Origin of the sequence: Terrabacter sp. RAF57, assembly GCF_052113925.1 — a bacterium.
Lineage (GTDB): Bacteria > Actinomycetota > Actinomycetes > Actinomycetales > Dermatophilaceae > Terrabacter.
Map to the genome: position 1 here is coordinate 55,569 of NZ_JBFRDT010000022.1, position 25,793 is coordinate 81,361.

Genomic DNA, 25,793 nt, shown 5'->3' on the forward strand with positions numbered 1-25,793 from the left:
GTCGCTAGGCTGGCGCCATGACCTACACGCTCGTCCTCGTCCGCCACGGCGAAAGCGACTGGAACGCCAAGAACCTCTTCACCGGGTGGGTCGACGTCGACCTCACCGACAAGGGCCGTGCCGAGGGCGTGCGCGCCGGCGAGCAGCTCAAGGCGGCCGGCATCCTGCCCGACATCGTGCACACCTCGCTCCTGCGCCGGGCCATCACGACCGCGAACCTCTCGCTCGACGCCGCGGACCGCCACTGGATCCCCGTCAAGCGCGACTGGCGCCTCAACGAGCGCCACTACGGCGCGCTCCAGGGCAAGGACAAGAAGCAGACCCTCGAGCAGTACGGCGAGGAGCAGTTCATGCTGTGGCGCCGCTCCTACGACGTGCCGCCGCCGCCCATCGAGCAGGACGACGAGTTCTCGCAGCACGGTGACGCGCGCTACGCCGGCCTCGGCGCCGCGATGCCCGCGACCGAGTGCCTCAAGGACGTCGTGACCCGTCTGATGCCCTACTGGGAGAATGAGATCCAGACCGACCTCGCCGACGGCCTGACCGTCATGGTCGCCGCCCACGGCAACTCGCTGCGTGCCCTCGTCAAGACGCTCGACGGCATCTCCGACGACGACATCGCCGGCCTCAACATCCCGACCGGCATGCCGCTCGTCTACGAGCTCGACGAGTCGTTCCGCCCCGTCACGCAGGGTGGGCGCTACCTCGACCCCGAGGCCGCTCGCGCCGCCGCGGAGGCCGTCGCCAACCAGGGCCGCTGACCCGCCCAAGCCTCTGCCTGCCTGGAGGGTTGGCGCTGCTCCGGCAACTTCAACCCTCCATGCGCCGTCGGACCGCGCAGTCCCGACGGCGGCACGGACGCGCTCGTCCGGGCCATCCGCGGCTGCGGAAGATCGCCTCGAGCTCGAGTGCCGTCTCGCACGGCGTCACCGCGACGTCGGTCCAATAGACCCGCGCTGTCAGCCAGTCGTCGGCGGCGTTGCGTCGGTCCCGGCGGCCGTCACGCTGCTGGTTCGCCCAGCCGGCGTGACCGAGTCTGCCGTCGACCTCGACCTTGACGCGAAACGGCTCATAGTCGTTGTCGCACCGTGTGTCTCCGCGACCGGCGGCCTGTCGGTGCGCTGACGGGAGCCCGTGCGCCTGCTCCACGTCGCGGGTGTAGCGACGTTCGGCGGGGCTCTCGGCCCCGTCCTCGACATCGCCCAAGACCTCGAGCAAGAGGGTCCTGTGCGCCTGGCCGGGCCGTTGCTCCAGCGTGTTTCGGAGGTTGCGCAGGGTCGTGCGGCGCGTCTGGACGGCCTTGGCGATGAGGCCGACGGCGCGGTCCACCGGCCGGCCCGCGGCCAGGTCAAACACCGTGTGGTCGAGGCTGATGCGGTGGGGCCACGCACGCTCGTCGGTACGTTGGTAGGCGTACTGGCTCCGGGTCACGACGATCCCTTCGGTTGCCTCCGGCCTTCGGTCGACCGGGACGGCGACGTGGATGTCCGGTCCCGGGTGCGGGATGAGTCCCCAGAGGAAACCGGCGCTCGGTCCGCACAGGGCTGCGGGGATGCCGATCCTCAGCAGGGCGGCCAGGGCCCGCGACTCCCAGTCGTCACGGCCCGGCGTCGTGGAGTAGACGCCGCGCTGCACGGCGACCCAGCGTCCGGACTCGACACGCCATCTGACCGCTGCCTCGGTCAGGCCCGCCCCGAGGGCCTGGCTGCGTGTGACCAGGCCCAGCTGGGCCGCAGCGTGTGCGGCAATGGTGCGCTGCATGACGCACATGCTCGCCGCCGGCGGGGCCCGCTGGCCGTGGTTGTCCCCAGCTTCCGGCGCACGCAGACGCGGGTGGAGGGTTGACGTCGCCGGGGCGACGTCAACACCCGTGACGAGGTAGATGACGCGGCGAGCGACCGACACGGCGTGGTCGGCGAAGCGCTCGTAGTACCGGCCGACGAGCGTCAGGTCGAGGATCGAGCTGCGCGACCACGACGTGTTCTCGTCGAGCAGGGCGGCGAAGAGCTCGCGGTGGAGGTCGTCCATCGCGTCGTCGTCCTTCTCGAGCGCGATGGCCGCGGCGACGTCCTTGCTCGCGATGATCGACCCGCACTTGGCGACGATCGACTCGGCGACCTGGCCCATCTGCAGGATGTGCGAGCGCAGCTCCGGAGGCACCGCCGAGTCGGGCGTGCGCAGGCGGGCGACCTTGGCGACGTGACGGGCGAGGTCGCCCATCCGCTCGAGGTCCGAGCTCATGTGCATCGCCGTCACGACGATGCGCAGGTCGGTGGCCACGGGCTGCTGGCGGGCCAGCAGGTCGATCGACAGCTCGTCGAGCTCGATGCGGATGTCGTCGAGCTTGCGGTCGGCCTCGATGACCGACTCCGCGAGGTGGACGTCGGCGTCGAGGAGCGCGGTCGTGGCGCGGGAGATGGCCGACCCCGCGAGCCGGGTCAGCTCGACGAGCTGGTCCGAGATCGTGTCGAGGTCCTCGTGGAACTGGTCGCGCATGGTCTTCCTGTCAGTTGCCGGTCGTGCCTGGTCGTGCGTTGCCGTCTGCACCGGTGTGGGGCGCGGCGGCGCCGTGTCGGGAGCCAGCCTGCCACTCGCGACGCGCGCGGGACGGCATACGTTCGCGGTGTCACGTCCCCCGCTGGTGCAGAGGTTGGCAGGGCTTCGTGAATGGGTGGGGACGCCAAGGTGAACAGTGGGTTCGCGCTCCGCACGAGCGTGTCCCGCGTGGTCCGAGCCTGTCGGCGTGATGCGTACGCTGAGTGTCGTGGACCCGACGACCGCGGCAACGCTCGGTGGAATCGCCGGCCTCGCCCTGGGCGGCGTGGCGATGGTCGCCGTGCGCCTGTCGGACCGCTCGACGGCGGCCGAGATGCCCCCGCCTCCCGCCCCGCCGCTGCCCCCCGGCGTCGGTGAGGTCATCGCGGTGCTCCGCTCGAGCGGCATCCTCGTCGACTCGTCCGACCGGGTCGTCAACAACTCACCCGCCGCCGTCGCCCAGGGCCTGGTGCGCGGCCAGGAGCTCGTCCACCCGGAGCTGCTCCACCTCGCCCGCGCCGTGCGCCGCGACGGTGTCATCCGCGAGGCGGAGCTGACCCTGCAGAAGGGCATCGGCGACGGCCGTCTCGTCGTCGCGGCCCGGGTGGCGCCCCTCGGCGCCGACCACGTGCTCCTCCTCGTCGAGGACCGCTCCAAGGCGGCCCGCGTCGAGGAGATCCGCCGCGACTTCCTCGCCAACGTCAGCCACGAGCTCAAGACCCCGGTCGGGGGCATCTCGCTGCTCGCCGAGGCCGTGCTCGACGCGCACGACGACCCCGAGGCGGTCGCGCGCTTCGCGAAGCGGATCAGCGTCGAGTCCGAGCGTCTGACGCGACTCGTCAAGGAGATCGTCGAGCTCTCGCGCCTCCAGGGCGCCGACGTCATCAAGGACCCGACGGTCATCGACGTCGGTGCGTGCGCGCGCGACGCCGCCGACCGCAGCCGACTCATCGCCGACGAGCACCGCATCGAGATCGTGACGGCCGTCGACGAGGGCTGCGAGGTGTGGGGTGACGCCGAGCTCGTGACCACCGCCATCAGCAACCTCGTCGGCAACGCCATCGCCTACTCCGACGGCGGCACCCGTGTCGGCCTGATGGTGCGTCGAGGTCGCCCGGGTGTCATCGACGTCTCCGTCACCGACCAGGGGCTCGGCATCGCGCCCGACGAGCAGCAGCGCATCTTCGAGCGCTTCTACCGCGTCGACACGGCCCGGTCGCGGGCCACCGGCGGCACCGGGCTCGGCCTGGCCATCGTCAAGCACGTCGCCGACAACCACGGCGGCAACGTGTCGGTGTGGTCCGAGCCGGGCCGGGGGTCGACGTTCACCATCGAGCTGCCCGCCGCCAACGCCTCCGCCGCGATCGCGCCCGCCGATCCGACGACGTATGCCGCCCTCCCGCCGTCCGAGCCCGACGTCCCCTCCGAGTCCCTGACCGAGTCCGAGGCCGAGACCGAGGTCGACGCGGGGCGCGGCGCCGCGCCCGAGGCCGAGCCGTCCCGCGGCGCCGGTCCGACCCCGTCCGTCAACGCCTAGTCACGTCCCCACTGCCTGAGCAGCCCACCAGCCCCACGCTGCCCGACCCCGAGAGGCCCGTAGTGAGTCGCATTCTCATCGTCGAGGACGAGGTGTCGTTCTCCGACCCGTTGTCCTACCTGTTGAAGAAGGAGGGCTACGACGTCGCCGTGGCCGAGACCGGGCCCGACGGCCTGGCCGAGTTCGACAAGAACGGCGCCGACCTCGTCCTGCTCGACCTCATGCTGCCCGGCCTCTCGGGGGTCGACGTGTGCCGCGCACTGCGCCAGCGATCCTCGGTGCCGGTCATCATGCTGACCGCCAAGGACAGCGAGATCGACAAGGTCGTCGGCCTCGAGATCGGTGCCGACGACTACGTCACGAAGCCCTACTCGAGCCGTGAGCTGCTCGCGCGCGTCAAGGCCGTGCTGCGTCGACTCGCCGAGCCGGAGGACCTGCTGCCCTCGACGCTCGAGTCGGGCCCGGTCCGGATGGACGTCGAGCGCCACACCGTGAGCGTCCAGGGACGGTCGGCGTCGCTGCCGCTCAAGGAGTTCGAGCTGCTCGAGATGCTGCTGCGCAACTCCGGTCGCGTCCTGACCCGCATGCAGCTCATCGACCGCGTCTGGGGCAGCGACTACGTGGGCGACACGAAGACGCTCGACGTCCACGTGAAGCGCCTCCGCGCGAAGATCGAGCCCGACCCCGCCAACCCGGTGCACATCGTCACCGTGCGCGGGCTCGGCTACAAGTTCGAGGCCGGCTGAGCCGAGCGGTGTGCCGCGGCCGTGCCCCGCACACCTCGCGCCGTCGAGAGGCCGCCTCGGTGCCGCCGCGGTGCCGCCTCGGTACGGCTGAAGGGCCACGTCTCGCGACGAGACCTGGCCCTCCTGCTGCGGTCTGACGATCGGGAGCAGTCTCCCGACGTGGGGCTCAGCTGCCGGTGGGCGCGGGCGTCACCGTGGCGTAGTAGCCGCTCGCCGTGAGCACAGGCACCTTGACGACGGTGGTGCCGCCGGCACTCGACGTGATGGTGACGGGGACGAGGCCACCCGGCTTGGTCTTGACGTCGGTCAGCTGCAGACCCTTGCCGGCGAGGTTGACCTGCTCGCGCGGGCCGAGCTGCACCTCCGAGCCGCTGGGCGCGCTCGTGGCGTTGGGGTCGGCCTGGGGCGCGATCTGGACGGTCATGTCCTGCTCGCCGAGGTTGATGGCCGAGCCGGAGATCACCACCGTCCCGCTGCCGTCACCGACGAGCGCGAGGTCGCGCACGGCGAGCTCTCCCACGTCGGCGGGGACGCCGTCGGCCGGGACGTAGGGCGTGTTGGTCTGGACGGGCGAGTTGACCTGGCACCCGGTCGTCACGACGGCGAGGGCGACACCGGCGAGCACCGTCGACACCCGGCGGGTGGACGAGCGACGCGCGGGGGTCAGGGCGGGGTATCGACGCTTCACGGGCGACAGCCTACCGGCGTACGACTCGTCGGACCCGTGCACCCGCCGTCACGGCTCGGCGGGCGCGCCGAGCCGACGTCGGCCGCGGCTCCGACGCGATGTCCACCGGCCGCCGACGGGCGCCTCGGCCGCCCTGATCCGTCCCCGAGAGGCTGGCGCGAAGCATGCCGAACGGCGTTCTGTCAAGACGTCACATATCGCGTCCCGGGCCTCGACTGTGGCTCTGACCTGCACAGATGCCGGATCCTGAGATCGCGATGTGCACAGCTTCGTGATAATCTGGAGGTCGCGAAAGGGGAAAACAGCAGATGGTTTTCAAGGTCGGCGAGACGGTCGTGTACCCCCACCACGGGGCTGCACTCATCGAAGAGATCAACACACGCACGATCAAGGGAGAGGACAAGCTCTACCTCAAGCTCAAGGTCGCCCAAGGTGACCTGACGATCGAGGTCCCCGCCGAGAACTGCGACCTCGTGGGTGTCCGCGACGTCGTCGGCAAGGAAGGCCTCGACCGCGTTTTCGAGGTGCTCCGCACGCCGCACACCGAGGAGCCGACCAACTGGTCGCGTCGCTACAAGGCGAACCTCGAGAAGCTTGCGTCGGGTGACGTCATCAAGGTCGCCGAGGTCGTGCGCGACCTGTGGCGTCGTGACCAGGACCGTGGTCTGTCGGCCGGCGAGAAGCGCATGCTCGCCAAGGCCCGCCAGATCCTCGTCTCCGAGCTCGCGCTCGCGGAGAAGACGAACGAGGAGAAGGCAGAGACCATCCTCGACGAGGTCCTCGCTTCCTGATCAGGGCAGCACACTGAACAACGAGACCGGAGCCGGTCGCGTCGGCGTCATCGTCGTCGCGGCCGGCTCCGGCTCGCGTCTGGGGGCACGTGTGCCCAAGGCGTTCGTGCCCCTCGCCGGGCTGCCCCTGCTCGGGCACGCCCTGCGGGGGGTCCTGTCGTGCGCCGCGGTGGCCCAGGTCGTCCTCGTCGTCCCCGACACCCACCGGGCGCAGGCCGACGAGCTCGCCGAGGGCGTATGCCGTGAGCTCGGGTCCGCGACGCCGGTGACCGTCGTGCCGGGCGGGGCCGAGCGGGGGGACTCCGTCGCGGCCGGTCTGCGGGTGCTCGGCGGCGACGTCGACATCGTCCTCGTCCACGACGCCGCCCGGTGCCTGACGCCGGTCGACGTCTTCGACCGGGTGGTCGCCGCCGTCGCGGCAGGCGCCGTGGCGGTCGTGCCCGGCACCGCGGTCGTCGACACGATCAAGCAGGTCGACGGCGACGGGTTCGTCGTCGGCACCCCCGACCGCTCCGGCCTGCGCGCGGTGCAGACGCCCCAGGGCTTCCGCCGTGACGTCCTCGAGCGCGCCCACGCCGTGTCGAGCGACGCCACCGACGACGCCGGGCTCGTCGAGCGGCTGGGGGAGCGGGTCCTCGTCGTCGAGGGCGACCCACGGGCCCTCAAGGTCACGACGCCGAGCGACCTCGAGGCCGCGGCCCGCCTGCTCGGGGCCTCCTGACCTCGGACCCGACCGCGGACCCGAGCTCGGGCCCCACCGTCGTTCGAGGTGTTCTGCGGTCACGGGTGACCGCGGCACGCATCGAACCCGGGAGTTGCCTATCCTCGGCAGCGTGACGACCGACCTCAGCACCGCCCTGTCCCGACCGACGGCTCTCATCACCGGTGGTGGCACCGGCATCGGTGCGGCCATCGCGCGGCGGCTGTCGCGCGACGGCTTCGACGTCGTCGTCGCCGGCCGTCGCCGCGAGAAGCTCGACGAGGTCGTGGCCGACATCGAGGGCGCCGGCGGCTCGGCCCATGCGCTCGTCATGGACGTCACCGATCCGGCGTCGGTGACCGAGGGCGTCGCGTCGCTCGGTCGGTGCGACGTCGTCGTCAACAACGCCGGCGGCGCGCTCGGGGTGACCCGCGTCGAGGACGGTGACCCCGAGGAGTGGGAGCGGATGTTCGCCTCGAACGTCGTGGGGACCCTGCGCGTCACCCAGGCCGTGCTGCCGCTGCTGCGACGCTCCTCCCGGGCCACGATCGTCGACATCAGCTCGATCGCCGGTGAGCGCGTCTACGAGGGTGGCGCCGGCTACGTCGCGGCCAAGCACGGCACGTCCGTCGTCTCCGAGACCCTGCGCCTCGAGCTCAACGGCGAGAACATCCGCGTCGTCGACATCCGGCCCGGCATGGTCCACACCGAGGAGTTCTCCCTGACCCGGCTCCACGGGGACCGCGCCGCGGCCGACAAGGTCTACGACGGGGTCGACCGTCCGCTCGTCGCCGACGACGTCGCGGAGTGCGTCGGCTTCGTCGTCGGGCTGCCGCAGCACGTCAACATCGACACGATGGTCATCAAGCCGGTGGCGCAGGCCGCCCCGCACAAGATCCACCGCGGCCCGATCGACTGGAAGGACGCCTGATGACGTCGCTCCCGCGCGTCGGGGTGGGCGTCGACGTCCACGCGTACGCCCCCGAGGGGTCCGACCGCGAGCTGTGGGTCGCCGGGCTGCACTGGCCGGGGGAGCGGGGTCTCGACGGCCACTCCGACGCGGACGTCGCGGCCCACGCGGCGTGCGACGCGATCTTCTCGGCGGCCGGGATCGGTGACCTGGGCGCGCACTTCGGCACGTCGCGCCCCGAGCTCGCCGGAGCCTCCGGCGTCACGCTGCTCACCGAGGCGGCACGGCTCGTGCGCGAGGCCGGCTTCGAGATCGGCAACATCGCGGTCCAGGTCGTCGGCAACCGGCCCAAGGTCGGCACCCGCCGCGCAGAGGCCGAGGCAGTGCTCACCGCCGCCGCGGGAGCGCCCGTGTCGGTGAGCGGCACGACGACCGACGGGCTGGGCCTGACCGGCCGCGGCGAGGGCGTCGCCGCCGTCGCGACGGCTCTCGTCGTCCCCACCTCCCCGTCGAGTGAGCGCTCCGCACCAGTCGAGTGAGCGCTCCGTCCCGGGCGGGGCACGCGCGGACGCACCGGACGTGACCCGGCGCTCACTCGGGTGTGGCTGGGCGCTCACTCGAGGGTGACGGGGAGGCCGCCCGCGTCGAGCGGTGGGAGGGTCTGTCAGGATCGAGGGGACCGCAGGGACGCACGCCGAGGGAGCCAACATGCCGCAGACCGTCAAGGGTGTCATCAGCCGCAGCAAGGGGGCCGACGTCGAGGTCGTCGACGTCGTCGTGCCGGACCCGGGCCCGGGTGAGGCGGTCGTCAAGATCGAGACCTGCGGGGTGTGCCACACCGACCTGCACTACCGCGAGGGCGGCATCAACGACGACTACCCCTTCCTGCTCGGCCACGAGGCCGCCGGCTACGTCGAGGCCGTGGGTGAGGGCGTCACCGACGTCGCCCCGGGCGACTTCGTCATCCTCAACTGGCGCGCTGTGTGCGGCCAGTGCCGGGCCTGCGCCAAGGGCAAGCCCTGGTACTGCTTCAACACGCACAACGCCACGCAGAAGATGACGCTGACCGACGGGACCGAGCTGACCCCCGCCCTGGGCATCGGAGCCTTCATCGAGAAGACGCTCGTCGCCGCCGGCCAGTGCACCAAGGTGCCCGAGGCCGACGCCGCTGCCGTCGGTCTGCTCGGCTGCGGCGTCATGGCCGGCTTCGGTGCGGCCGTCAACACCGGCGGCGTGGGGCGCGGCGACTCGATCGCCGTCATCGGCTGCGGCGGCGTCGGCAACGCCGCGATCGCCGGTGCCAAGGTGGCCGGCGCGACGACGATCATCGCCGTCGACGTCAGCGACGCGAAGCTCGAGCAGGCCAAGCACTTCGGCGCGACGCACACCGTCAACAGCACGCACACCGACGCCGTCGGGGCGATCCGCAGCCTCACCGACGGCAACGGCGCCGACGTCGTCGTCGAGGCGGTCGGCCGCCCCGAGACCTACGAGCAGGCGTTCTACGCGCGAGACCTCGCCGGCACCGTCGTCCTCGTCGGCGTGCCCACGCCGGACCAGCAGGTCACCCTGCCGATGATCGAGATCTTCGGCCGTGGGGGCAGCCTCAAGTCCAGCTGGTACGGCGACTGCCTCCCGAGCCGGGACTTCCCGATGCTCGTCGACCTCTACAAGCAGGGCCGTTTCGACCTCGACGCCTTCGTCTCCGAGCGGATCGGCCTCGCGGACATCGAGGCGGCGTTCGACAAGATGCACGCCGGTGAGGTCCTGCGATCGGTGGTCGAGCTGTGAGCGCCGACGCGGCGGGCGACCGGGTCACGCCCTCGCAGGGCGGCGTCCGCATCGACCACACGACGACCTCGGGCACCTTCAGCCTCGACGGCGGCACGTGGGAGGTCGAGAACAACGTCTGGGTGATCGGCGACGACACGGAGTGCGTCGTCATCGACGCCCCGCACGACGCCGGCCCGATCCTCGAGCTCGTCGGTGACCGTCGCCTCACCCACGTCCTGCTGACGCACGCCCACGACGACCACGTCACGGTCGTGCCCGAGCTGCTCGCCGCCCATCCCGGGGCGAAGGTCGCGCTGCACCCCGACGACCGCGTCCTGTGGGACCAGAGCCACCCCGACCTCGCCCCGTCGCTGGACCTCGCCGACGGCGACGTCGTGCAGGTCGGCGACGTGGAGCTCTTCGTGCTGCACACCCCCGGCCACGCGCCGGGAGCCTGCTGCTTCCACGCCCGCGACCTCGGGGTCGTCTTCACCGGTGACACGCTCTTCCAGGGCGGCCCCGGCGCGACCGGTCGGTCCTACTCCGACTTCCCGACCATCGTCGAGTCGATCAAGGACCAGCTGCTCCCGCTCCCACCCGAGACGGTCGTCCTCACCGGTCACGGCCGCGCGACGACCATCGGCGACGAGAAGCCGGACGTCGAGGAGTGGATCCGCCGGGGTCACTGACCGACCTGCCGAGCCACCCGGCATACGCAAGCGGGCGTATGCCGGGTGCCCGGGTCGGCGGTCCCCGCTCGCTCAGGCGCGGGGCGCGTCGCGCAGCAGGCTGATCTTCTGCCAGATCTTGCGGCCCATGCCGGTCGTGAGGTTCTCGATCTCGCTCACGGTGTCGAGGACGAGGGCGTCGGTCGACTCCTCGGCGCACAGGGCTGCGGCCTTGGACGTCAGCGACAGGAGCTCGGAGCAGTACTCGAGGTAGAGGGCGTAGTCGCGCACCGACATCGTGCGCGGGCTGACGACCTCGTCGCCGGCCACGGTGCCGAGCCGGGTGTCGGGCAGCAGGGCCGCCGGGTCCTTGCTCATCTGGTGCATGTCGATGATGTGGGCGAGCGAGCGGAGGCGGTGCAGCCGGCGGATGAGGTCGTTGCGCACGACACGGTCGGCGAGCGACAGGAGGAACCAGATCGCGATGCCGGCGAAGACGAGGTCGTTGATGAGGCTCTCGACGACGGGCAGCCACTCGAAGGCGGCGACGGACCCGGCCCGGCCGACGGCGTCACGCACCGCGATGCCGACCGCGACGAGCGACACGACGAGGACGACGACGATGAGGGCCCGCGAGGCCCACACCAGGGCGGCCCGCTGGGCGGGAGCGCGGCGGCGGCGGTCGAGGAGGGCGTCGACGACCTTGCCGAGCTCCTCGGTGGCCGCTCGCAGGCCCGGGTGGCGCGGCAGGTAGGTGTCGATGCGTTCGCCGAGGTAGCTGATGACGGCGCGCACCTCGGAGCCGTCGAGCCGCTCGTAGCTCGTGAGCCGCGGTTGCGCCATGGGCCGACTGTAGCCGCGCGGCGCCCGGGGGAGGGCTCGCTCGTGGGCCGGCCGGACGGCATACGTGCTCGTACGTGCGTGGTCGGGTGCGCGGCGACGCGCCGATAGACTTCGGCGGGTGAGCCTACGACTGTTCGACACCGCGACCCGGGAGCTGCGCGACTTCACGCCGCGCGAGGCGGGCAAGGTCGGCATGTACATCTGTGGCCTCACGACGCAGGGTGCGCCGCACATCGGGCACATCCGGTTCGCCGTCGCGTTCGACGTGCTGCGCCGCTGGCTCGAGGTCGGTCACGGCTACGACGTCACGCTCGTGCGCAACGTCACCGACATCGACGACAAGGTGCTGCGCAAGGCCGCCGACGCCGGCGAGGACTGGTTCGCCCTGACCTACCGCAACGAGCGCCTCACCTCGCAGGCGCTCGACGCGCTCGGCGTCGAGCCGGCCACCTACGAGCCGCGGGCGACCGGTCACGTCCCCGACATGGTGACCCTCATGGAGACGCTCATCGAGAAGGGCCACGCGTATGCCGCCCCCGACGGCAGCGGCGACGTGTACTTCGACGTGCGCTCGTGGCCCGAGTACGGCTCTCTGACGGGCCAGTCGCTCGACGACATGGTGGGCGCCGACGACGCCGACCCCCGCGGCAAGCGCGACCCGCGCGACTTCGCGCTCTGGAAGGGCCACAAGTCCGACGAGCCCGAGAGCGCGTCGTGGCCGACGCCCTTCGGCGCCGGTCGTCCGGGCTGGCACCTCGAGTGCTCGGCGATGGCCCGACGCTGGCTCGGCGACGAGTTCGACATCCACGGCGGTGGCATCGACCTGCGCTTCCCGCACCACGAGAACGAGCAGGCGCAGTCGCGCGCGGCCGGGCTCGGCTTCGCCCGCTACTGGCTCCACAACGCGTGGGTCACGGTCAAGGGCCAGAAGATGGGCAAGTCCCTCGGCAACGCCCTCGAGGTGCGTCACCTGCTCGAGCAGACGCGACCGATCGTGCTGCGCTACTACCTCACGGCCGCGCACTACCGCTCGATGATCGAGTACCACCCCGGCTCGCTCGAGGAGGCCGCGGCCGCCGTCGAGCGCATCGAGGGCTTCCTCGAACGCGCCGCACGACGCGGCACGATCGTGCCCCTGGCGGCTGCCGCGCTCCCGGCCGCCTTCGTCGCCTCGATGGACGATGACCTCGGAGTCAGCGGGGCGCTCGCCGTCGTGCACGACACGGTGCGTGCCGGCAACAGCGCCCTCGACGAGGACGACGACGAGGCGGCCCTCGAGGCGGCGGCCGCCGTCGTCGCCATGACCGGGGTGCTCGGCATCAACCCGCTCGCTGCGCACTGGGGCTCCGGCGGCAGCCGCGAGGACGCCGCCTCGGAGCTGGCCCTCGACGCCCTCGTGCGGGCCCAGCTCGACGCCCGCCAGGTCGCCCGCCAGGAGCGCGACTTCGAGCGGGCCGACGAGATCCGCGACACGCTCACGGCGGTCGGCATCGAGATCACCGACACCCCGTCCGGCGCCCAGTGGTCGCTCGCCCGCCCGGCGCGCGGCGACGCCGAGACCGCCACCACCACCGACCACCCCACCGCGGCCCCCCGGGCCGAGAAGGCACAGGGCTGACATGCCAGGCAACTCCCAGCGGCGCGGCGCCATCCGCAAGAACAGCAAGGGCGCGACCGTGGGCTCCGGCGGCCAGCGCCGCCGCGGACTCGAGGGCAAGGGCCCCACGCCCAAGGCCTCCGAGCGCGAGTACCACCCCGCCCACAAGCGCGCCAAGGCCGCGGCGAAGCGGTCCGGCTCCGGTGCGCCCGGACCGGGCGGACGCGGCCAGGCCCGCTCGAAGAGCCGCAGCAAGGCCTCGAGCGAGATGGTCTACGGCCGCAACTCCGTCGTCGAGGCGCTGCGAGCCGACGTGCCGGTGGCGACGATGTACATCGCCACCCGCATCGACACCGACGACCGCGTGCGCGAGGCGCTCAAGATCGCGACCGAGCGTGGCCTCGCGATCCTCGAGACGCCGCGTGGCGAGCTCGACCGCCTCACCGACGGCGGCGTGCACCAGGGCATGGCGCTGCAGGTGCCGCCCTACGAGTACGCCCACCCGAACGACCTCATCGACCCCGAGATGCCCGGCATCCCGCTCGTCGTGGCGCTAGACGGCATCACCGACCCGCGCAACCTCGGCGCCATCGTGCGCTCCGTGGCGGCCTTCGGCGGCCACGGCGTCGTCGTGCCCGAGCGTCGCTCGGTCGGGATGACCGCGTCGGCGTGGAAGACGTCGGCCGGTGCTGCGGCCCGCATCCCCGTGGCGCGCGCGAGCAACCTGACCCGCGCCCTCGAGGAGTTCAAGAAGGCCGGCTTCTTCATCCTCGGTCTCGACATGGACGGCGACGTCGAGCTGCCCGACCTCTCCCTCGCGACGGAGCCGCTCGTCATCGTGACCGGGTCGGAGGGCAAGGGCCTCTCGCGACTCGTCCGCGAGACGTGCGACCAGATCGTGTCGATCCCGATGAGCTCTGCCGTCGAGTCGCTCAACGCCGGCCTCGCCACGGGCGTCACGCTCTACGAGATCGCCCGCCAGCGCCGCCGCTGACTCTCGCCGGTGACCCCGGCCGGCCAGCCGGTGGCGGGCGGCGGGCGGCCGAGGTCACGATCCGGCCACTGGCGACCGTCCGGCATACGCTCAGGGAACTCCTACGGCCCGCCCGACGCTGGTCAGGTGGTGCTCGATAGAGTGCTGTCGACCTCCACTACGCCCTGTAGTACGCCGTGACGTGCCGGTGAGGGCGCGCAACCGAGCGCTGCGGCTCCGCAGCGGGACCGACCGAAGGACAAGATTCGTGGCGAAGAGCAACCGTGCCGAGACGGCCGCCAGGGCAGCGCAGCTGCGCGCCGAGGCCGCCCGCAAGGACCGTCAGCGCACGCAGGTCATCGCCGCGTCGGTCGCGGTGGTCGTCATCGTGATCGCGGTCGTCCTGGGGATCGTCATCTCCAACCGGCCCCAGGCTGCCCCCGCGGCGAGCGGCGGGGCGGCCGCGCTCGCCACCCTCGAGAAGCTGCCCGCCTCCCTCTTCGACCAGGCTCCCGCGCCGACGCCGGAGCAGGCCCCCGCCAAGCTCCAGGGGGGCACGGCACTGACCCAGGACGGCAAGCCGAAGGTGCTCTACATCGGCGCCGAGTACTGCCCGTTCTGCGCGATGGAGCGCTGGGCGCTCATCGGGGCGCTGTCCCGTTTCGGCACGTTCACCGGTGTCACCGAGACGACGAGCTCGAGCGACGACGTCCACCCGAACACCCCGACGTTCTCCTTCAAGGACGCGAAGTACACCAGCGACGTCGTCGCGTTCGAGGCCGTCGAGACCCAGGACCGCAACAAGCAGCCGCTGCAGACCCTGGACGGCGAGAACCTCGCGCTCTTCCAGAAGTTCAACCCCGGTGGCGGCATCCCGTGGATCACCTACGGCGGCACCCACGCCACCGACGGCGCGACGGTCGACGCCAACGCCTTCGAGGGCAAGACCTACGACCAGATCATCGCCGGCATCCAGGACCCGACGTCCGACATCGGCAAGACCGTGACGCCGGCCATCAACATGATCACCGCCCAGATCTGCGACCAGACCAAGGGCAAGCCCGCCAACGTCTGCACGAGCCAGGGCGTGGCGGCCGCGTCCGTGCTGCTCAAGCGGTGACGTCGGCGTGCGCACGCAGCGTGACGACGTGACCACGGTCGACGGCGTCCCGGTCCGTGCCGGGCGAGTCCGACCCGGGTGGCTCGCCCCGGTGTCCGTCGGCCTCGCCGTCGTCGGGCTGATCGTCTCGGTCTACCTGACGTTCGAGCACTTCACCGCCAACGCGACCCTCGCCTGCAGCATCGGCGGCGTCGTCGACTGCGCGAAGGTGACGACGAGCGCGTGGAGCACCTTCATCGGCGTGCCCGTCGCGCTGCTCGGCCTCGTCTTCTTCGTCGTCGCCCTGGGCCTCTGCCTCCCGTCGCTCTGGCGGCGGCCGGAGCCCTGGCTCGACGCCGTCCGCCTCGCCTGGCTCACGATCGGCCTCGGCATGGCGCTCTACCTCGTGTGGGCCGAGCTCTACCGGATCCACGCGATCTGCCTGTGGTGCACGGCCGTCCACGTCGTGACGTTCCTGCTCTGGATCGTCGTCCTCTTCGGCCAGATCCTCTCGGGACCGGCTGACGACCTCGCGATGGGCACCGACGAGGACGCCGTGGCGGGTTGAGGTGTGCCGTCGCGCCGGGCGGCGACGAACCACCTCGACCCAGCCGGACGGCATACGTCCTCAGTCGAAACGGCCGATGACCGGCATCTCCTCGGTGTCGACGCCGACCACGGACTTCTCCTCGGGCTTCATCGGCAGCACCGTCGCGACGTAGTCGCGCAGCGCGTCCTCGATGGGGGTGTCGTGCCCGGCGCGCTCGCTCATGTACCAGCGGTGCTCGAGCACCTCGTGGAAGATCTCGGCCGGCTCGAGGCGGCCGGTCAGCTCTCGAGGCACGGCACGCGTCACCGGCTCGTAGATCTTGGCGAGCCAGTCGTGCGCGACGATCTCCTCGTCGTCACCCTGGCGGTCGGTCGCGGCGGCGTACGCGTCGAGGTCGTTGAGCAGGCGGCGGGCCTGGTTCTCGCCGACGTCGAGGCCGGTCAGGCGCAGCAGGCGGCGGGAGTGGTGGCCCGCGTCGACGACCTTCGGGGTGATGACGATCTCGGTGCCGCCGATGTCGGTCGTCATCGACAGCTCGTCGACGTCGAAGCCGAGCTCGTTGAGGCGCCGGATGCGCTCGTCGACCCGCCAGCGGTCACCGACCTCGAAGCGCTCCGTGCCGGTGAGGGCGTCCCACAGCGTGTGGTAGCGCTCGATGACCGATGCAGACACCTCGAAGGGGTCCGCGTGCTCCTCGAGGAAGCCCCCGGCCGCGARGTCCATGAGCTCGCCGGCGATGTTGACCCGGGCGATGTCGAGGTCGTGCTCGCGCTGGCCGTTGGACAGCCGTGCGTGCAGCTCACCGGTCTCGGCGTCCACGAGGTAGGCGGCGAAGGCGCCCGCGTCACGACGGAAGAGCGTGTTGGAGAGCGACACGTCGCCCCACCAGAAGCCCTCGAGGTGCAGGCGCACGAGCAGGACCGCCAGCGCGTCCATGAGACGCACTGCCGTGTCGGGCCGGAGGTTCTGGCTGTAGAGCGCGCGGTAGGGCAGGGAGAACTGCAGGTGGCGCGTGATGAGGCAGGCGTCGAGCGGCTCCCCGTCGGCCGTCGTGCGACCGTGGACGACACCGAACGGCTCGACCGACGGCACGTCGAGGCGACGCAGGTTGCGCAGCATGGCGTACTCGCGGTCGGCGATGTCGTCCTTGATCTCCTTGACGGCGAGGACGCGCGGCCCGAGCTTGACGAAGCGCACGACGTGACGCGAGATGCCTCGGGGCAGCGCGGCGAGGTGGCTCTCGGGCCACTCCTCCAGCGGTGTCGACCACGGCAGGTCGAGCAGGGCGGACTCGGGCCTGGCGGTGGTGATCTCGAGCGTCACGCGTTCATCGTGGCACGGTCGCGCGACAGGCGTCGATCAGCCCAGAGCGCAAGGGCGGCCAGCGCCAGGAAGAGGACGGCGATGAGGGCGCAGTTGAGCAGGGTGCGGCCCAGGCCGATGGAGCCGACGTTGAGGAAGGGGTAGGGGTACCAGTCGACCAGCGGCCCGAGGGCGAGGGTGGCCACGAGCCAGAGGACCGGCCAGATGAGCGAGGGCAGCAGGTCCTCGCGGGTGACCTTGCCGCGCGGGCCGAAGACGGCCCACCCGACGAAGGTGAGGACCGGCACGACGATGTGCAGGAGCCGGTCGCAGACGAGAGAGCCCGTCGTGTAGTTCGGCGACGGGGGGAGTGCGATGGCGGCGACGATCCCGGTCACCGTGATCCCGACGAGCGACGCGAGGCGGACGACCCGAAAGACCTGCGACTCGATGCGTCCGCGCACGATGAGGAACGTCGAGACCGCGACGAGGAAGTTCGCCTGGATCGTGAAGTAGGAGAAGAAGCGCCGCACCTGCTCGGGTCGGGTGGTCGTCACCGCGCTCGAGTCGAGGATGTTGTCGCCCGTCGCCACGAGGTAGAGCTGGAAGGCGAGCGCGAAGACCGCGACGACGAGCGTCGCGACGTGCCAGTACCGCCCGATCGTCGACTTGGTCACACGCGGAGCCTAGGGCTTGCCGAGGTCCCGGTGCCGGATGCTGTCCAGCGTTGCGCCACAACGGAGCCGGGCCGGCACCCAGGAAGGGTGCCGGCCCAGCGGCGTGCTGCGGTGGTACGCGAGTGGCTCAGTCGCCGACGCGCAGCCCCGACTCGGCGTTGAAGACGTGCACGTGGCCGGACTTCGGCTTGAGGTAGATCTTGTCGCCCTTCTCCGGGGGGCGGCGACCGTCGACGCGGGCGATGAACGGCACGGCGCCGGCGTTCTCGCCGGTGGCCTCGAGCAGCTTCTGCTCGGTGGAGCCGTAGATGTAGGCGTCGGCGCCGAGCTCCTCGACGACGTCGACCGTGACGGGGATGCCCGACTGGTCGGACGACAGCTCGAGGTCCTCGGGGCGGACACCGAGCGTGACGTTCTTGCCGACGTTGGCGAGGTCCTCACGCGCCACGGGGACGGTGTGGCCGTGCAGGTCGACGCCGCCGTCGGTGACCGGCACCTCCATGAGGTTCATGGCGGGCGAGCCGATGAAGCCGGCGACGAAGACGTTGGCCGGGTGGTCGTACATGCGGCGCGGGCTGTCGCACTGCTGGAGGATGCCGTCCTTGAGCACCGCGACGCGGTCACCCATCGTCATGGCCTCGACCTGGTCGTGCGTGACGTAGACCGTCGTGACGCCGAGACGGCGCTGGAGCGAGGCGATCTGCGTGCGGGTCTGGACGCGGAGCTTGGCGTCGAGGTTGGACAGCGGCTCGTCCATGAGGAACACCTGTGGGGAGCGCACGATCGCACGACCCATCGCGACGCGCTGGCGCTGGCCACCGGAGAGGGCCTTCGGCTTGCGGTCGAGGTACGGCGTCAGGTCGAGGATCTTGGCGGCCTCCTCGACGCGCTTGCGGATCTCCGCCTTGTCGACGCCGGCGATCTTGAGCGCGAAGCCCATGTTGTCGGCGACCGTCATGTGCGGGTAGAGCGCGTAGTTCTGGAAGACCATCGCGACGTCGCGGTCCTTGGGGGACAGGTTCGTCACGTCGCGGTCACCGATGAGGATGCGTCCGCCGTTGACCTCCTCGAGGCCGGCGAGCATGCGCAGGGAGGTGGACTTGCCACACCCGGAGGGGCCGACGAGGACGAGGAACTCCCCGTCCGCGATCTCGATGTTGAGCTTGTCGACGGAGGGAATCGGGTTCCCGGGGTACTGCCTCGTCGCGTTGTCGAACGTCACTGTTGCCATGGCTTCATTGCCTTCCTTCACCGGCAGGAACGTGCCGGACGATCCGTTGTAAAGGTGTGCCTGCCCGGGTGAGCAGGCCTCGTCATCATGACCCATGCCCGCCCCGAAGGCCACCCCTGGTCCATCTGCACCCCTCTGACCTGCGGATTCGTGTTGTGTCCAGAACGTTGCAAAAAATTGCAGCAAGCGGCTTCCCGGTATCTGCAACTTCTTGCTAGATTCCGGGGCACCGGTGGCGGCGTGTGCCACCTGGCTTCAAAGGAGAATCCATGCACAAGCGTGCGCTCGGCGCTGCTGCTGTCACGGGTGTTGCCGCCCTGGCCCTCAGCGCCTGCGGTGGGTCCAGCCCCACCACCCCGTCCGACACCGGCGCCGCCGGCACGAGCAAGGCGGCGACGACCACCGGTGTCCCGGAGACGCCGAGTGGCACCGCTGCTCCCGTCCGTGACGCCAACGTCGACCTCGTCATCTGGACCGACGCCGACCGCTCGAAGGCCGTGCAGAAGTATGCCGACCAGTTCGCCGCCGAGAACGGTGTGACCGTCAAGGTCCAGATCTCGACCGACACCCGCGCCCAGTTCAAGGACGCGACCAAGGTCGGCAAGGGCCCCGACGTCATCGTCGGCGCCCATGACTGGCTCGGCGAGCTCGTCCAGAACTCGACGGTCGCTCCGGTCAACCTCAGCTCCGACGTCGCGGCGAAGTTCCTGCCGAAGGCGATCGAGGCCACCAAGTTCAACGGCCAGTCCTACGGCGTGCCCTACGCCGTCGAGAACATCGGCCTCATGTACAACAAGGACCTCGTCCCGAACCCGCCCAAGACCATGGACGAGCTCGTCGCCACCGGCGAGAAGCTCGTCAAGGAGGGCAAGGCCAAGCAGGTCCTCAGCCAGTTCGTCTCCAAGGTCGGCAACGCGTACTTCGCCTACCCGTACCTCTCGGCGTTCCCCGAGGGCGGCATCTTCGCCATCAAGCCCAACGGCGACTACGACCCGAACAAGGTCATCGTCAACACCCCTGACTCGATCAAGGGTGGCGACGTCCTTGCCGAGCTCGGCAAGAAGAAGGTCCTCTCGACCAACGTCGACGACACGAACCAGGACGCGCTCTTCGACACGAAGGCCACCCCGTTCATGATCTCCGGCCCGTGGAGCGTCGCCAAGGCGAAGGAAGCCGGCATCAACTACGGCATCGCCCCGCTGCCGAGCCTCACCGGCGGCGGCGCCATGCGTCCGTTCCTCGGTGTCCAGATGTTCTACGTCTCGAGCAAGGCCAAGAACGCGGCCCTCGCGCAGGAGTTCGTCACGAACTACATCCCGCGCAAGGACGTCCAGCTGGCGCTCTTCGAGGTCGGCAAGCGTCCGCCGGCTCTCAAGGAGGCCTACGCCGAGGTCGCCGCGAGCGACCCCGACGTCAAGGCCTGGTACGAGGCCGGCATCGACGGCTCGCCCATGCCGAACATCCCCGCGATGAACTCGGTGTGGGGCCCCTTCGGCCAGGCGACCGCCGACATCATCGCCGGCAAGGCCGGCGCGAAGGAGCGTCTCGACGCTGCTGCCAAGGAGATCACGGCGAACATCGCCAAGGGCTGAGCTCCTCAGTCTTGACAAGGGTTCCGGGGTCCGTCCTGAGGGCGGACCCCGGAAACCCGGCCCGCGCACGGGCCACCGGGGAGCTCCGCGAGAGCTCCCCTTCGTGCATCTACGGCAACGGCGCCGGGTCGGCGCAAAAGGACGTGTCACATGACCAAGCCCATCGCTCTCGCGATCAAGTGGGTTCTCATCGTCGCGACGCTGGCCGGCATCCTGTGGATCGCCACCAGGCTCGCGCAGGCAGGCAACACGACGGCCGTCGTCATCGCGGGGCTCGTGGGGATGGGAATCCTCGTGGTCTATGCGACGAGACGTTCGGTCCCGCTCAAGTACCTCGTCCCGGGTCTGATCTTCATGACCCTCTTCCAGCTCTGGCCGGTCATCTACACCGCGAGCCTGTCGACGACGAACTACGGCGATGGACACCTCTACAGCAAGCAGGAGTCGGTCACCGACATCATCGCCCAGTCGGTGCGTGAGGTCCCTGACACGCCCCGCTACAAGATGTCGGTCGCGACCGCCGAGGGCGGCGACCCCACCACTGCAGACCTCGTCCTGCTCCTCACCAAGCCCGACGGCAGCACGTACGTCGGCGACAAGACCGGTCTCAAGCCGCTACCTGCGACCGGTGTCGAGAAGACCCCCATCGGCAAGATCACCAAGGCGCCCGGCTACACCGTCCTCACGGCCAAGCAGGCGAACGCCCGAAGCAAGGACCTGTCGGCCATCGCGGTGCCGACGAGCGACGGGGGTGGCATCAAACCGGTGGGTCTCTCAGAGGCCTTCGAGGGCAAGGCCACGGTCACCTACGACCCGGCCGCCGACAAGCTGACCGACACGTCCACGACGCCGGCCACGGTGTACGAGCCCAAGGATGCCCGCTGGGTCAACGTCGCCGACTCCAGCCAGTCCTTCCCACAGGGTTGGAAGGAGGGCGTCGGCCTCGCGAACTACTCGCGCATCTTCACCGACAGCACGATCCGAAGCGGCTTCCTCGGCATCTTCATCTGGAACATCGCCTTCGCAGTCCTGTCGGTGCTCACGACCTTCCTGCTGGGCATGCTCATCGCACTGCTCTTCAACGACCCGCGCCTGCGCGGCAAGTCCATCTACCGGTCGCTGCTGATCCTTCCCTACGCCCTGCCGTTCTTCGTGACGGCGCTGGTGTGGAAGGGCATGTTCAACCAGGACTACGGCATCATCAACCAGACGCTGGGACTGGACGTCGACTGGCTCGGAACGACGGGCGGAGCCCGTGCCGCGATCCTCATCACGAACCTCTGGCTGGGCTTCCCGTACATGTTCATCGTGTGCACGGGCGCGCTCCAGTCGATCCCGCAGGACGTGCGTGAGGCCGCGATCATCGACGGCGCGAACGCCTTCCGGACGCTCCGCTCGATCATCATGCCGTTGCTGCTCGTGGCCGTCGGCCCGCTGCTGCTCGCGTCGTTCGCGTTCAACTTCAACAACTTCGGGCTCATCTACCTGCTCACCAAGGGTGGCCCGTTCAACGGCGCCGACACGAGCATCGGCTCGAGCGACCTGCTCATCACGTACGCGTACCGCCTGGCCTTCTCGGGCAGCGCGCCCAACTACGGCTTCGCGGCCGCGGTGTCCGTGATCATCTTCCTGCTCGTGGCGCTGATGAGCATCCCGGGCTTCCGTCGCACCAAGGCCCTTGAGGAGGTCAACTGATGGCGACCGTCAACGCTCCCGTCCCTGCCGACCCGCGCATGGACACCCGCATCGCGGAGGAGACCGGTGCCAGCACGCCGGCCTCGCCCAAGCGTGGCGGTCTCGGCGGCTCGGTGTGGTGGCGCCACGCCCTGGGCATCCTCGCCCTGATGTGGGCGCTCTTCCCGATCCTCTTCATCTACTCGGCCGCGACGAACCCCAGCGGCACGCTCAACACGGCGAGCCTGTGGCCCTCGGGCTTCTCGACGAAGAACTTCACCGACCTCTTCACCGACAGCTCGCGCCCGTTCTGGACCTGGTACAAGAACTCGATGATCATCTCGCTCTCGGGGGCGCTGGGCGCGGTCTTCATCGGCGCGTGCGCGGCCTTCGCCTTCTCGCGCCTGCGGTTCAAGGGCCGCCGGGGCGGCATGATGTTCCTGCTGCTGACGACGTTCTTCCCGGCGCTGCTCGCCATCGTCGCGCTGTACATCATCTTCGCGGGCATCGGTGACGTGCTGCCGGCCCTCGGCCTCAACACCGTCACCGGTCTGATCCTCGCCTATCTCGGTGGGGCGCTCGGGGCCAACGTGTGGCTCCTCAAGGGCTACTTCGACACCGTGCCGCGCGAGCTCGACGAGGCGGCGATCGTCGACGGCGCGAGCCACGTTCGCATCTTCTTCACGATGACGCTGCGCCTGGTCATGCCGATCCTCGTGACGGTCTTCATGCTCGTCTTCGTCGGCCTCTACGGCGAGTTCATGCTGGCGAGCGTCTTCCTCACCGACGTCGACAACCAGACGCTCGGTGTCGGCCTCTACGGCATGACGCTCGGCAACGACGCGAACACCCTCTTCGGGCGGTTCACGGCCGGCGCCCTGCTCGGCTCGATCCCCGTCATGCTGCTCTACCTCGCCTTCCAGCGTCAGCTGGTCGGTGGCCTGACCACGGGATCCGTGAAGTGACGCCTGCCCCGACCCGCCAGCTGACGTGGCTGAGCCAGCCGCACCACGACGGGTCGGGGCGGTACGTCTCCAACCAGGCGCCCCGGCTCGGCGACCGCGTCGACGTGCTCGTGCGCGTCCCGCTCGAGGCCGGGGTCGAGGCCGTCCACGTGCGCACCTCGCCCGACGGCGAGGCGACCTTCACGGTGGCGCGCAAGGTCCGCACCACGGGCGCCGACGACTGGTGGCGTGCCACCCTGACCTGCCACAACCCGGTCACGAACTACCGCTTCCTGCTCACGGGCGGCCCGACGAAGTACGCGTGGCTCAACGGGACCGGCATCCACGATCGGGACGTCCCCGACGCGAGCGACTTCCGGTTCGTGGCGCACGCCACGCCGCCGCCCGAATGGGCACTGGGGTCGGTCGTCTACCAGATCTTCCCCGACCGCTTCGCGCGCTCGAAGGGTGCCGACAAGCACGAGACGCCCGACTGGGCCGTCGCCGCGGCCTGGTCCGACCCGGTCGACCTCAGCCCGAAGGGTGTCGCCCACCAGCTCTACGGCGGCGACCTCGACGGCATCACCGAGCACCTCGACCACCTCGAGTCGCTCGGCGTCGACGTCGTCTACATGACGCCCTTCTTCCCGGCGCGCTCCAACCACCGCTACGACGCGTCGTCGTTCGAGCAGATCGACCCGCTCCTCGGCGGGGCCCCGGCCCTGCGCCGGCTCACCAAGGCAGCCCACGATCGCGGCATGAAGGTGATGGGCGACTTCACGACCAACCACACGGGCAACGCCCACGAGTGGTTCCTCAAGGCGGCCGGTCCGGGCGGGAAGAACACGCCCGAGCGCGACTACTACATCTGGGAGGACGGGACCTACGTCGCCTGGCTCGGCGTCCCGTCCCTGCCGAAGCTCAACCACCTGAACGCCGCCCTGCGACACCGCATCTTCGAGGACCCCCAGGGGGTCGTACGCAAGTGGCTGGGCCGCTCGGGCGGGCTCGACGGATGGCGCGTCGACGTCGCGAACATGACCGGTCGCTGGCGTGCCACCGACGTCAACCACGACGTCGCCCGACAGATGCGTGACGTCATGGGCCGGGTCGCGCCGGACGCCCTGCTCGTCGGGGAGCACTTCCACGACTACACGCCCGACATGCCCGGCGACGGCTGGCACGGCGTCATGAACTACGCCGGCTTCTGCAAGCCGACGTGGACGTGGCTGCGCGAGGAGCCGAAGGACCCGCGCTTCCTCGGTGCCCCCGTGCCGCTGCCGCTCCTCGAAGCCGGTGCGGTCGTCGAGACGATGCGTGACTTCACGTCACGGATCGCCTGGCAGTCGCTCGTCCACTCCTTCAACCTCGTCGGGTCCCACGACGTGCCGCGGATCCGCACCCTCGTCGGCCCCGACGCCGTCGAGACGGCTGTCGGCCTGCTCATGACCTTCCCGTCGATGCCGATGATGACCTACGGCGACGAGATCGGCATGGAGGGAACCTTCGGCGAGGACGGTCGCCGTCCGATGCCGTGGGACGAGAACGTCTGGGACGCAGACACGCTCGCGGTCTACCGCGGCCTGATCCAGGCGCGCCAGCGCTCGGTCGCGTTGCGGCGCGGAGGCCTGCGCTGGGTGCACGCCGAGGGCGACGCCATGGTCTACCTCCGCGAGACGCTCGACGAGGTGGCACTGGTGCACGTGGCGCGCGCGGCGCACGAGCCCGTCGTCCTCGACCCGCGACACCTCGCGGGCATCGAGTCCGGCACACCGGCATACGGACCGCGTCCGAAGGTCGGCAAGCGTGCTGTCACACTGAGCGCCAGCGGGCCCGGGGTCAGCATCTGGACGTGGCGCCCGACCGACGACGGTCCACGACACGTGCGACGAAGGGGGAGGTGACGTGAAGGCAAGACTGCGTGACATCGCCGACCAGGCGAGCGTGTCGGAGGCCACCGTGTCACGGGTGCTCAACGGCAAGCCCGGGGTGGCCGAGTCGACCCGCCAGGCCGTGCTGACGGCGCTCGACGTCCTCGGCTACGACCGGCCGAGTCGCCTGCGGCGCAAGAGCGCCGGGCTGGTGGGGCTCATCGTCCCCGAGCTGACCAACCCGATCTTCCCGGCGTTCGCACAGATCATCGAGAACTCCCTCGCGCAGAACGGCTACACCCCGGTGCTGTGCACCCAGGTCGCCGGGGGAGTCCACGAGGACGACTACGTCCAGATGCTCCTCGAGCGCGGTGTCGCCGGCATCATCTTCATCTCCGGCCTGCATGCCGACACGACGACCGACTCGGCCCGCTACGTCGCGCTGCGTGACCGCAACCTGCCGCTCGTGCTCGTCAACGGTTACATCGAGGGTGTCGACGCGCCCTTCATCAGCAACGACGACGTCGCGTCGATGGGGCTCGCGCTCGAGCACCTCGTGAGCCTCGGGCACCGCGAGATCGGCCTCGCGGTCGGACCCGACCGCTACGTGCCGGTCATCCGCAAGATCGCCGGGTTCCGCCACTCGATGCAGGAGCTGACGGGTCGCTCCGACGTCGACGACCTCATCGAGCGCTCGCTGTTCAGCGTCGAGGGCGGCGCGACGGCGGCCGGTCGCCTCCTCGACCGCGGCGCCACGGCCGTCGTGTGCGGCTCGGACCTCATGGCTCTCGGTGCGATCCGCGAGGCTCGCAAGCGCGGTCTCAACGTGCCGCGCGACTTCTCGGTCGTCGGCTACGACGACTCGACGCTCATCGCCTTCACCGACCCACCCCTGACGACGGTTCGCCAGAGCGTCAACGCGATGAGTGCTGCGACCGTGCGCGCCCTGCTCGACGAGATCGCCGGGCAACCTTCTCCCCGAGCGGAGTACGTCTTCCGCCCCGAGCTCGTGGTCCGCGGGTCGACCGGCGCCGTCCGGCGCCACTGAGGGGCGTCACCCGACGCCAGCGGACGGCATACCTGCCCTGACCG

At 70.5% G+C, this 25,793-nt stretch carries 24 protein-coding genes and 1 pseudogene; 18 read left to right on the forward strand and 7 right to left on the reverse strand.

Annotated elements, in window-relative coordinates; translation table 11 throughout:
• Positions 1-17: 17 nt before the first annotated feature.
• Positions 18-761 (forward strand): phosphoglyceromutase, encoded by a 744-nt coding sequence (locus AB4Y83_RS19505; protein ID WP_442276279.1) that lies wholly within the window; start codon positions 18-20, stop codon positions 759-761.
• Between the two features lie 49 nt (positions 762-810).
• Here AB4Y83_RS19505 and AB4Y83_RS19510 read toward each other — a convergent pair whose 3' ends face one another.
• Together AB4Y83_RS19510 and phoU are read right to left on the reverse strand one after the other, a co-directional pair.
• Positions 811-1,770, reverse strand: a complete 960-nt coding sequence (locus AB4Y83_RS19510) for a type IV toxin-antitoxin system AbiEi family antitoxin domain-containing protein (RefSeq protein WP_442297888.1) — start codon at positions 1,768-1,770, stop codon at positions 811-813.
• Positions 1,771-1,866: 96 nt separating this feature from the next.
• A pseudogene (phoU, locus tag AB4Y83_RS19515) lies at positions 1,867-2,496 on the reverse strand (phosphate signaling complex protein PhoU); the annotation flags it as partial.
• 268 nt (positions 2,497-2,764) lie between these two features.
• On the opposite strand from phoU, the gene AB4Y83_RS19520 reads away from it, so the two are divergent.
• Complete coding sequence (locus AB4Y83_RS19520; RefSeq protein WP_442275368.1) at positions 2,765-4,072, forward strand: sensor histidine kinase; 1,308 nt, start codon at positions 2,765-2,767, stop codon at positions 4,070-4,072.
• Between the two features lie 62 nt (positions 4,073-4,134).
• Positions 4,135-4,818, forward strand: a complete 684-nt coding sequence (locus tag AB4Y83_RS19525; RefSeq protein ID WP_020145710.1) for a response regulator transcription factor — start codon at positions 4,135-4,137, stop codon at positions 4,816-4,818.
• A gap of 166 nt (positions 4,819-4,984) precedes the next feature.
• Here AB4Y83_RS19525 and AB4Y83_RS19530 read toward each other — a convergent pair whose 3' ends face one another.
• Positions 4,985-5,506, reverse strand: coding sequence for a hypothetical protein (locus tag AB4Y83_RS19530; protein ID WP_056772675.1), 522 nt, complete (start codon positions 5,504-5,506; stop codon positions 4,985-4,987).
• Positions 5,507-5,814: 308 nt separating this feature from the next.
• On the opposite strand from AB4Y83_RS19530, the gene AB4Y83_RS19535 reads away from it, so the two are divergent.
• The 6 genes from AB4Y83_RS19535 (at position 5,815) to AB4Y83_RS19560 (ending at position 10,369) form a co-directional block, all read left to right on the forward strand.
• Entirely contained in the window at positions 5,815-6,297 is a 483-nt protein-coding gene (locus AB4Y83_RS19535; RefSeq protein ID WP_020145708.1) for a CarD family transcriptional regulator, read from the forward strand.
• A 49-nt stretch (positions 6,298-6,346) separates the two neighbouring features.
• On the forward strand, positions 6,347-7,018 hold the full coding sequence (gene ispD, locus AB4Y83_RS19540; RefSeq protein WP_442297889.1) for a 2-C-methyl-D-erythritol 4-phosphate cytidylyltransferase: 672 nt from the start codon (positions 6,347-6,349) through the stop codon (positions 7,016-7,018).
• Between the two features lie 112 nt (positions 7,019-7,130).
• Positions 7,131-7,928 carry an SDR family oxidoreductase gene (locus AB4Y83_RS19545; protein ID WP_442297869.1) on the forward strand — a complete coding sequence of 266 codons (798 nt, stop codon included), beginning with the start codon at positions 7,131-7,133 and terminating at the stop codon, positions 7,926-7,928.
• On the forward strand, positions 7,928-8,446 hold the full coding sequence (gene ispF / locus AB4Y83_RS19550; protein ID WP_442297870.1) for a 2-C-methyl-D-erythritol 2,4-cyclodiphosphate synthase: 519 nt from the start codon (positions 7,928-7,930) through the stop codon (positions 8,444-8,446). The genes AB4Y83_RS19545 and ispF overlap by 1 nt, the downstream gene beginning before the upstream one ends.
• A gap of 169 nt (positions 8,447-8,615) precedes the next feature.
• Positions 8,616-9,698 carry an S-(hydroxymethyl)mycothiol dehydrogenase gene (locus AB4Y83_RS19555; RefSeq protein WP_442297871.1) on the forward strand — a complete coding sequence of 361 codons (1,083 nt, stop codon included), beginning with the start codon at positions 8,616-8,618 and terminating at the stop codon, positions 9,696-9,698.
• Positions 9,695-10,369: an MBL fold metallo-hydrolase gene (locus tag AB4Y83_RS19560; RefSeq protein ID WP_442297872.1), complete on the forward strand. Its 675-nt coding sequence runs from the start codon at positions 9,695-9,697 to the stop codon at positions 10,367-10,369. Before AB4Y83_RS19555 ends, AB4Y83_RS19560 begins: the two co-directional genes overlap by 4 nt.
• A 72-nt stretch (positions 10,370-10,441) precedes the next feature.
• On the opposite strand, the gene AB4Y83_RS19565 is transcribed toward AB4Y83_RS19560, so the two are convergent.
• Entirely contained in the window at positions 10,442-11,191 is a 750-nt protein-coding gene (locus AB4Y83_RS19565) for a hypothetical protein (RefSeq protein WP_442275363.1), read from the reverse strand.
• A gap of 118 nt (positions 11,192-11,309) precedes the next feature.
• Here AB4Y83_RS19565 and cysS point away from each other — a divergent pair, with 118 nt between their 5' ends.
• The 4 genes from cysS to AB4Y83_RS19585 all read left to right on the forward strand — a co-directional run bounded on the left by cysS (position 11,310) and on the right by AB4Y83_RS19585 (position 15,428).
• Complete coding sequence (gene cysS, locus AB4Y83_RS19570) at positions 11,310-12,809, forward strand: cysteine--tRNA ligase (protein ID WP_442297873.1); 1,500 nt, start codon at positions 11,310-11,312, stop codon at positions 12,807-12,809.
• A 1-nt stretch (position 12,810) separates the two neighbouring features.
• Positions 12,811-13,782 (forward strand): 23S rRNA (guanosine(2251)-2'-O)-methyltransferase RlmB, encoded by a 972-nt coding sequence (gene rlmB / locus AB4Y83_RS19575; protein ID WP_056771598.1) that lies wholly within the window; start codon positions 12,811-12,813, stop codon positions 13,780-13,782.
• A 247-nt stretch (positions 13,783-14,029) separates the two neighbouring features.
• Positions 14,030-14,881, forward strand: a complete 852-nt coding sequence (locus AB4Y83_RS19580; protein WP_442275360.1) for a DUF929 family protein — start codon at positions 14,030-14,032, stop codon at positions 14,879-14,881.
• A gap of 28 nt (positions 14,882-14,909) precedes the next feature.
• The gene (locus tag AB4Y83_RS19585) at positions 14,910-15,428 is read left to right on the forward strand and encodes a vitamin K epoxide reductase family protein (protein ID WP_442297874.1); all 519 of its coding nucleotides are present in this window, start codon (positions 14,910-14,912) and stop codon (positions 15,426-15,428) included.
• A 60-nt stretch (positions 15,429-15,488) separates the two neighbouring features.
• Here AB4Y83_RS19585 and AB4Y83_RS19590 read toward each other — a convergent pair whose 3' ends face one another.
• The 3 genes from AB4Y83_RS19590 to AB4Y83_RS19600 form a co-directional block, all read right to left on the reverse strand.
• Entirely contained in the window at positions 15,489-16,733 is a 1,245-nt protein-coding gene (locus AB4Y83_RS19590) for a DUF4032 domain-containing protein (protein ID WP_442297875.1), read from the reverse strand.
• A complete protein-coding gene (locus AB4Y83_RS19595) occupies positions 16,730-17,389 on the reverse strand; it encodes a Pr6Pr family membrane protein (RefSeq protein WP_442275357.1) in 660 nt (219 codons plus the stop codon). The genes AB4Y83_RS19590 and AB4Y83_RS19595 overlap by 4 nt, the downstream gene beginning before the upstream one ends.
• 127 nt (positions 17,390-17,516) lie before the next feature.
• Positions 17,517-18,620, reverse strand: a complete 1,104-nt coding sequence (locus AB4Y83_RS19600; RefSeq protein WP_028785824.1) for an ABC transporter ATP-binding protein — start codon at positions 18,618-18,620, stop codon at positions 17,517-17,519.
• Positions 18,621-18,889: 269 nt separating this feature from the next.
• Here AB4Y83_RS19600 and AB4Y83_RS19605 point away from each other — a divergent pair, with 269 nt between their 5' ends.
• The 5 genes from AB4Y83_RS19605 (at position 18,890) to AB4Y83_RS19625 (ending at position 25,749) form a co-directional block, all read left to right on the forward strand.
• A complete protein-coding gene (locus AB4Y83_RS19605) occupies positions 18,890-20,212 on the forward strand; it encodes a sugar ABC transporter substrate-binding protein (protein WP_442275356.1) in 1,323 nt (440 codons plus the stop codon).
• A 150-nt stretch (positions 20,213-20,362) separates the two neighbouring features.
• Entirely contained in the window at positions 20,363-21,907 is a 1,545-nt protein-coding gene (locus AB4Y83_RS19610; RefSeq protein ID WP_442297876.1) for an ABC transporter permease subunit, read from the forward strand.
• Positions 21,907-22,851, forward strand: a complete 945-nt coding sequence (locus tag AB4Y83_RS19615; RefSeq protein ID WP_442297877.1) for a sugar ABC transporter permease — start codon at positions 21,907-21,909, stop codon at positions 22,849-22,851. Before AB4Y83_RS19610 ends, AB4Y83_RS19615 begins: the two co-directional genes overlap by 1 nt.
• Complete coding sequence (locus AB4Y83_RS19620) at positions 22,848-24,734, forward strand: glycoside hydrolase family 13 protein (protein WP_442297878.1); 1,887 nt, start codon at positions 22,848-22,850, stop codon at positions 24,732-24,734. The genes AB4Y83_RS19615 and AB4Y83_RS19620 overlap by 4 nt, the downstream gene beginning before the upstream one ends.
• A gap of 1 nt (position 24,735) precedes the next feature.
• The gene (locus AB4Y83_RS19625; RefSeq protein WP_020145689.1) at positions 24,736-25,749 is read left to right on the forward strand and encodes a LacI family DNA-binding transcriptional regulator; all 1,014 of its coding nucleotides are present in this window, start codon (positions 24,736-24,738) and stop codon (positions 25,747-25,749) included.
• Positions 25,750-25,793: the final 44 nt, after the last annotated feature.

Excerpts from the sequence above, each read along its gene's own strand:
- AB4Y83_RS19505 (WP_442276279.1), top strand. The coding sequence starts at position 18 with ATGACCTACACGCTCGTCCTCGTCCGCCACGGCGAAAGCGACTGGAAC.
- AB4Y83_RS19510 (WP_442297888.1), bottom strand. The coding sequence starts at position 1,770 with ATGTGCGTCATGCAGCGCACCATTGCCGCACACGCTGCGGCCCAGCTG.
- AB4Y83_RS19535 (WP_020145708.1), top strand. The coding sequence starts at position 5,815 with ATGGTTTTCAAGGTCGGCGAGACGGTCGTGTACCCCCACCACGGGGCT.
- ispF (WP_442297870.1), top strand. The coding sequence starts at position 7,928 with ATGACGTCGCTCCCGCGCGTCGGGGTGGGCGTCGACGTCCACGCGTAC.
- AB4Y83_RS19555 (WP_442297871.1), top strand. The coding sequence starts at position 8,616 with ATGCCGCAGACCGTCAAGGGTGTCATCAGCCGCAGCAAGGGGGCCGAC.
- AB4Y83_RS19565 (WP_442275363.1), bottom strand. The coding sequence starts at position 11,191 with ATGGCGCAACCGCGGCTCACGAGCTACGAGCGGCTCGACGGCTCCGAG.
- rlmB (WP_056771598.1), top strand. The coding sequence starts at position 12,811 with ATGCCAGGCAACTCCCAGCGGCGCGGCGCCATCCGCAAGAACAGCAAG.
- AB4Y83_RS19600 (WP_028785824.1), bottom strand. The coding sequence starts at position 18,620 with ATGGCAACAGTGACGTTCGACAACGCGACGAGGCAGTACCCCGGGAAC.
- AB4Y83_RS19605 (WP_442275356.1), top strand. The coding sequence starts at position 18,890 with ATGCACAAGCGTGCGCTCGGCGCTGCTGCTGTCACGGGTGTTGCCGCC.
- AB4Y83_RS19610 (WP_442297876.1), top strand. The coding sequence starts at position 20,363 with ATGACCAAGCCCATCGCTCTCGCGATCAAGTGGGTTCTCATCGTCGCG.
- AB4Y83_RS19615 (WP_442297877.1), top strand. The coding sequence starts at position 21,907 with ATGGCGACCGTCAACGCTCCCGTCCCTGCCGACCCGCGCATGGACACC.